Here is a 6427-nt window from a genome sequence, read left to right as displayed (position 1 = left end):
TAATCTTTTGGAACCCTTTCATTAACCCATATCTCCGGCGTGATTGATCTATAGCCCATTGAGGCTATTTTTGTCGCAGTATGGCTGTCATCCGCACCTATGTCTGTTGGAAATCCATTAATCTTCAAGAGCAACTCTCTCCTAAAAGCAGCAAGTTCTCCGTGGAATACCGGTGTAGAAAAAGCCTTGCTTTCCGCAAGCCTTAAGATGTTGTAGTAGTCCCTGTATCCTTCCTCTATACCTAAAAACCCCTGCTTCATGGGCTTCTTTAAACAGGAAACAGCACCCACCGAGGGATCCGAAAACCACTTGACAGCCTCACAGACTGCGTTCTCGGGCCAGAGGGCATCTGCATCAGCAATTATTACAATATCATTGTTTACATGCCTTAAGGCCTCATTTAGTGCAGATGCCTTTCCTCTTCTCTCATTCTCCCTTATTAGAGTTATTTTGGTATCATTATTGTTGTTATGCCATGTTTCCACTATTTCTGCTGTTTTATCATTGCTTGAGTCCACGATTACTATCTCCATCAGCTCCTTTGGGTATACCTGATTATAGAGGTTCTCAAGTTTTTCTTTTATTATTTTTTCCTCATTATATGTTGGCAGTATTATCGTTACTTTTGGTCTATAGTTTTCATCTATTTTTATGTTCCACGGTTTAGGTAGCCACTTTGTTTTCGCATAATAGTAGTAAGCCAGTGGAACTCCAAAATGTACTCCAGCCAAGAACAGTGCTATTGCTTCGAGCATTTTAAGATCTCTTCATCCATTCAGCAGACTCCTGACAGCAGTTCTGACAGCCTCCCTGGAGCTAAGTTTTGGTTTCCATCCAATATTTTTAATTCTGGATATATCTAGAAGCATCATCTTCACATCTCCGGGCCACCCTCTACCATCCTCAAAGGGCCTGTAAACATACTCAACATTTCTGAGGCCCATCTCCTCAACCACAATATCCGCAATTTCTTTCACGCTTATCCAATCCTCTGAACCTATATTATAAACATTAAATTTATCCATATTCCTGAATGCAACTAGGGTGGCCTCAACTGCATCGTCAACATAAACATAAGACTTCCTCTGGGATCCATCACCCAGTATCTCCAGCTTTCTTTCATTTTCCCTCAGCTTTCTCATGAAATCAACTATAACCCCATGCCTCATCCTCGGCCCTACAACATTTGCATACCTCAATATCAAAGCTCTTATCCCATAGAGCCTTGAATAGGTCCCTATAATCGTCTCGCAGGACAATTTAACGGCCCCATATACTGATATGGGATTAAGTTTATGGTCCTCAGGGGTTGGAACTCTTGCATCCCCATATACGGTGCTTGTCGAGGCAAATACAATGAAGGGAATATCCAGATTCCTGCATGCCTCCAGAACGTTGAATGTTGTTACCAAATTCTCATCAAAGTGCACCCTTGGGTTTACCGTGCTCACCCTCACCTCGGGGTTTGCAGCATAGTGGAATATGACATCAGCCTTTATTCCTTTTGCCCACTCCGGATCCTTTAGATCCCTTTTCAGAAACCTGAATCCTTTGCTGCCAATCCATTTTATGTTGTCCATGCTTCCGGAGCTCAGGTTGTCCACTACCACTACCTCATTTCCCTCCGACATTAACCTATCGACAAGGTGGCTTCCTATGAAGCCAGCCCCTCCTGTGACAACAGCTCTCATGTTAAAACGAGAAAGGATGTTTTTGCAAGCACTTCGGACTCATCGAGACCCTTTCTGCCAAACCAGGGCTGAGCGCAATCACAAAGTACTTTTCTAAACAGCATCTCACCCCCCTCGAGCGCCCCCTGGCATGACAGGAAAGGCCTCTCGTCCCAGCGTTCCTTGTTCAGCGTGCAGAGAAATGAAGAAGCAGAGAGGGGCCAAATGGCCCCGTCGCTCACCCCTCCATCCGGAATGCCCTGGCTCCTCGAGGAGCTTCTTAGAAGCTCGGAGGAGGCAGGACACCCGGCCTTAAGAGGGGTCATTTAACCACCATTGATGTTGCTGTAGCTGAGTGCAGCTGTCCAGCAGAAGGGGGGACATAATAAAAAGTTTTCTATGAGAGAAATTTAGTGATAATCTGCTCAATCAGGAAAAATCACCGTAAAGTGTGGTTTTCGGCCACTTATTTTTAAAAAAAATTGACTTAAAGAGCCTTAAAAAAGGAAATTGTAGAAATTCTCCCTGTTTTTCTGCTGAATAGTTGCTGTGAAAGTGGCAACAGTCATGATTACGCCTACTTCTGCTATAATGACATTCTTTCAACTCCATGTGCCGGAGATATTAGGAAAAGACTCCAAACATGATATATTACTGATTAAGGGCCTTCTTTTTACAAAAATTAATGCGCTCCAAAATGTTCATCTAGCCCCTATGCATGATGGAACTCATTATAGACTGATGAATCTTTTCAGCATGAACTTCTCAAAATCCTTTTGCAAAAATGTCCTTTACTGTATCTAGGCTTCTTTTGTAGCTTATTGATGCTTGTATTTTAGAGATGGAAGGAGCAGGATTATGGATATTATCAGCCCATCTCCTGTGAAAAGAGGAGCATCAAACTCCTGGAAATGCTGGAACACAGTCGGCTCGCTTAAAAGCTCAAAAGATGGGATTAGCTTTACAGAGCTCCCTATATGAAAGCCAAGCTTTGTTTTAATCCAGAGAGAATCGCAAAGGGGCCAGAGTATAGGCGTATATCCCGAGAATAAATCAGGAACTGGATGGGATAAAAGGGCTAAAAAGCCATCAATGAGAATCTTGTATATCCAAGTAGCTATCACCACAAAGGGAAAACTGCGCACATTATGACAAAAAGGGAGTGAGAAAAAGACCTGTGAACGAGGAAAGGGCATCAAAATCGGGAAGGAGGGAGAAAAGTGAGGCTAAAAATGCCTTTTTAGGCTTCACCCCTGCTGGTACAAGGGCTGAAAAGGGGACAGCAAAGTGCACAATGGACTCCATAGCCCTCTTCCCTTAGGCAGATGGGAAGATTGATTTCACTTCTCCGTTTCCTTAGTTTCCTTCTTCTCCTCTTCCTCTATCTTCTTCATCTCCTCCTCTATCTCCTTCTCAATTTCCTCTATCGGCTTAGGAGGAGGAGTTGTTGCCAGAGTATAGCCAATCCATCCCAATATTCCAAACACGCCTACAACAGCTACAGCACCTGTTATCTTCAGGAGAAGTAGCGAGAACTCCGTTAGAAACACGAGATACAGGTATGCTATTATTATCACAGCAGATGCAAGGAGAATTCCAGCCCCTACAACCTGATCCCTACTCATTTTTGATCCCATTGCAGACGAAAGGTGTATATTAAAAATCTTTCTAAGAGCAATTTATGCAGAACTTAGGATCTTCTCTGGAAAAACCATGCGAGAACTGAGATTATACCAGCTAAAAGCGCTATCCAGTAATCTGAGGTGAGCATCGCAACTGAAGGAGTTTCCGTGATAATGCCCCGTCCTATGGGGATCTCATACCTCAAAATGAACTCGCCCATCAGGGGAACTGCTATGCCCATGTTTTTCACAAACTCCAGAGAAATTATCAACCCAACTAAGAACAGAATGGGAAGCATTAAGCCCTTGAATCCTATCATCGGCCTTGACCACTCCTTTTCAGCCAGAAATGAACCAAGAAGCATGGTTGAGGCAGCAAGCAGCATGCTAAGTGTTGCAGTTAGGTTGAGGTAAAAAATTATGGGCACGATGACGGGCTTTCCCAGGATCTCTATTTTTACGTTGAATGGAGAGACAGCGGCATAAAATATGCCCTCACCTCCTCTGAGAATCCACCATGGTTTATTCGATAAAACGATGTAGAAGAGGAGAAGAGAGGCAACAATTCCAAAGAAGTTTATTTTGATGTCAATCACCCCCTTATCTCGACCGGAACCCTCACAAGAGAGCCCATAACCCTGATAAAGGCCTCTCCTTTTGCCTCTACTTTGGATGGGATCCCATGAAAGGAAGTGATGCTTATATTCAGCTCCTCTGTTGAGTTGGGACGTGATAAAACGGGCTTTTCCAAGGAGCCTGTGGCCACAGCAATTCCATTCGAATATAGGGTGACGTTTAACCCCTCTATTTTCGCCTCTATCTCTCCCAAGTTTGTGAGCTTGATGCTTAAAATGAGCTTTCCCTGCTCAAATCTCAGGCCTTCTGGTTCCATCCTGAAGTCAACCCTAGGAGGAGTGTATGAGGGGGTAAGCAGGGCTTTTAAATCCCAGTTGTAGCTGTTAAGACCGTAAAGAAGGGGCAAAAATGCAGCAATGGAAAGTAGGGTGATCAATATCCTTACAGCTTTTGTTCTGCTCAAGGTACCCCGGTTTGGTGAAGACAGAAGTATAAAAAGCTTTGGATATAAGTTAATATACGTCTCTTAGGTTCTCAAATTATATAAGGATATATTAATCTGCTAAAATGCTAATTAACCTGTCTTCAGCTTCTCTCTCATCAAGGCTATTATATCGGACTTTATGGAGGATACCTCCTGATGAAGCAATCTAAGATCCTCCTTTATCTCATCTATCCTCTTGTTTGTATCATCAATCCTCTTGTTCATCTGATCGAGGAGAAGGATTATCACATCGGTGCTAGTGAGTTTCTTTCCCTCAGTTATCTTTTTAGCAATTCTCTCTGAAGCTTGCCTTAATGCCTCCTCCAGAACAGATGTCATAACAGCCTCAACCACAAGAATTGATGCAAAGAGAAAAATATAAAGTTGACACTCTTTGTGTGCACATTTGACATTCTCCACGGCTAAAGCCGGGAGATTCCCGGTTTGTCAGCCTGAGGCTTCATCCTACCGAGTTCAGGGCTGTGTCAAGACAGGGCATGATGCCCCATCAGCCCCCGGATACGGCATATAGCCGTACCCCCACTTTGCTGGAACCCCTCCCCCTTTCGGCCCGGAGCCTTATTCCAGCTTTTGGACATCCGAGCCACATCCGAGCGACTCGCTCGACACAACTATCGTGAGTTTATATTTAAGCTTTGCCCATTCATCCTAGAGCTAAAGCTCTGGGCTTTCTGGGCACCTTTCCTGTAAGCCTTCGATGATATTAAAACCTATCTCCTCTTAATTCAGCTTAATGCTCTCCAATATAACTTGTTTTTGGAGCATTAGCTATTATTATTACAAGTGAGAATAGGTCTCTTGTGTGCGAGACATAGATCCACCAGTAATGATCTAATAATCAGGATTCAGCTTTCTTGGAGGTACTTTTTTTATCGTCACGCATGCTTCTATTAAGAGATAGCTAAATGCTAGCCAAAGCATTAGGCAGAGCTGGAATAGGGTTTATTGATATAACTGCAAAAAAGATTTTATAGAATCTGCCGTCAGATAGAGAGATGTCGCTGGGATACAAAATGCTCCTTAGAAAGCGAGGAACTGGGCTTTCAATCCTAGCAATCTCCCTTCTTGTGGCAATTCCGGCCTCCATGGGCTCTGTAGTAAATTACATCAACTCGCAGGTCGAAATTCTGGGAGGTTTAGTGATTCCGAGCAAGACTTACATAATAATGAGCAAGAACTCAACTCCATCTGAGAGCAGGGTTAACATAAGCATAGAGAAACTGAGGGCGGTATCAAGCAAGATTTTCCCCCAGAAGATTATTCAGGCAAACCTTACAGGATTTAAAGTCAGGGTAAGGGGAATAAGCAACATGAGCTTTTTAACAGGAATAAAAGGAAGGGCAGCGGAGAACATTAATGAAGCTGATGTAGGAAAGATCCTTGCGAAAACGTTGAACATAAGCACCGGGGAAAACATAACCCTTTCAGCAAAAAAAGCATTAACAGTCAGGGTTGTGGGGATTATAGAGAGCAAAACACAGCTCGATGCTGAGATTGTCGTTCCTTTGGAGACCGCATGGGAGCTCAGCGGGGATAGAAGCATGTCCCTTATTTTAATTGAGGATCCAAAGGATGATAAGATAAGAAGCATCCTTCCTGATAATTTGGAGCTTGTTCAGGCTCAGTGCATAAGGGAATTTGTGCAACAGACAAACTTGCAGACATTGAGCTTCCTTAATGCCTGGTCGATAGCTGTTTATGCAGCGGTGTCAGCAGCCTCCTATACTATTGCGACAAGGCTTATAACAGAGTCAAGCTATGAATTAACAATGCTCTCAGCCTTAGGTGCCAAAAAGCGCCTCATATTCGCACTAATTTTATGCTACACGACGACAGTTGCCCTAATAGGATCAATTCTTGGGATATCTTTAGGTGTAGCAGGAGCTCAGATTGCCTCCACACTCCTGAGATGGATAAAAAACACGGGAATATCCCCGTTTCTCGATCCCCTCCAGGCATTTCAAATCCTTCTTTTAACCCTTATCTCATCAGTTTTAGGGTGCATCTATCCAGCTCTTAAACCAGTTGGGGGATGCCTATGATTTTGGGCTTCA

9 protein-coding genes are annotated in these 6427 nt (G+C 43.5%); 2 read left to right on the top strand and 7 right to left on the bottom strand.

All coding sequences use genetic code 11. From position 1 onward, the window contains the following. From D6D85_RS10020 to D6D85_RS10010, 3 genes are all read right to left on the bottom strand, one after another. Positions 1 to 755, bottom strand: a 755-nt coding sequence (locus D6D85_RS10020) for a glycosyltransferase (RefSeq protein WP_125671906.1), incomplete at its 3' end; no start/stop codon positions are given. Between the two features lie 12 nt (positions 756 to 767). Further along, positions 768 to 1691: an NAD-dependent epimerase/dehydratase family protein gene (locus D6D85_RS10015; protein WP_125671905.1), complete on the bottom strand. Its 924-nt coding sequence runs from the start codon at positions 1689 to 1691 to the stop codon at positions 768 to 770. 797 nt (positions 1692 to 2488) lie between these two features. Beyond that, entirely contained in the window at positions 2489 to 2794 is a 306-nt protein-coding gene (locus tag D6D85_RS10010) for a hypothetical protein (RefSeq protein WP_125671904.1), read from the bottom strand. Positions 2795 to 2847: 53 nt separating this feature from the next. Between D6D85_RS10010 and D6D85_RS16380 the strand changes: the two genes are divergently transcribed. After that, the gene (locus D6D85_RS16380) at positions 2848 to 2991 is read left to right on the top strand and encodes a hypothetical protein (RefSeq protein ID WP_161969818.1); all 144 of its coding nucleotides are present in this window, start codon (positions 2848 to 2850) and stop codon (positions 2989 to 2991) included. Between the two features lie 19 nt (positions 2992 to 3010). On the opposite strand, the gene D6D85_RS10005 is transcribed toward D6D85_RS16380, so the two are convergent. From D6D85_RS10005 to D6D85_RS09990, 4 genes are all read right to left on the bottom strand, one after another. Beyond that, on the bottom strand, positions 3011 to 3295 hold the full coding sequence (locus D6D85_RS10005; protein ID WP_125671903.1) for a transcriptional regulator: 285 nt from the start codon (positions 3293 to 3295) through the stop codon (positions 3011 to 3013). Between the two features lie 65 nt (positions 3296 to 3360). Beyond that, complete coding sequence (locus D6D85_RS10000; protein ID WP_125671902.1) at positions 3361 to 3888, bottom strand: hypothetical protein; 528 nt, start codon at positions 3886 to 3888, stop codon at positions 3361 to 3363. Further along, a complete protein-coding gene (locus D6D85_RS09995; protein WP_125671901.1) occupies positions 3885 to 4331 on the bottom strand; it encodes a hypothetical protein in 447 nt (148 codons plus the stop codon). Before D6D85_RS09995 ends, D6D85_RS10000 begins: the two co-directional genes overlap by 4 nt. Before the next feature lie 111 nt (positions 4332 to 4442). Then, positions 4443 to 4706: a hypothetical protein gene (locus D6D85_RS09990; protein ID WP_125671900.1), complete on the bottom strand. Its 264-nt coding sequence runs from the start codon at positions 4704 to 4706 to the stop codon at positions 4443 to 4445. A 662-nt stretch (positions 4707 to 5368) separates the two neighbouring features. Between D6D85_RS09990 and D6D85_RS09985 the strand changes: the two genes are divergently transcribed. Beyond that, positions 5369 to 6415 carry an ABC transporter permease gene (locus D6D85_RS09985; RefSeq protein WP_125671899.1) on the top strand — a complete coding sequence of 349 codons (1047 nt, stop codon included), beginning with the start codon at positions 5369 to 5371 and terminating at the stop codon, positions 6413 to 6415. Positions 6416 to 6427: the final 12 nt, after the last annotated feature.

Origin of the sequence: Candidatus Methanodesulfokora washburnensis, assembly GCF_003947435.1 — an archaeon.
GTDB classification, from domain to species: Archaea; Korarchaeota; Korarchaeia; order Korarchaeales; family Korarchaeaceae; genus Methanodesulfokora; species Methanodesulfokora washburnensis.
This window is presented reverse-complemented; position numbering and strand designations above follow the sequence as displayed.

Excerpts from the sequence above, each read along its gene's own strand:
- D6D85_RS09985 (WP_125671899.1), top strand. The coding sequence starts at position 5,369 with ATGTCGCTGGGATACAAAATGCTCCTTAGAAAGCGAGGAACTGGGCTT.
- D6D85_RS10015 (WP_125671905.1), bottom strand. The coding sequence starts at position 1,691 with ATGAGAGCTGTTGTCACAGGAGGGGCTGGCTTCATAGGAAGCCACCTT.
- D6D85_RS10005 (WP_125671903.1), bottom strand. The coding sequence starts at position 3,295 with ATGAGTAGGGATCAGGTTGTAGGGGCTGGAATTCTCCTTGCATCTGCT.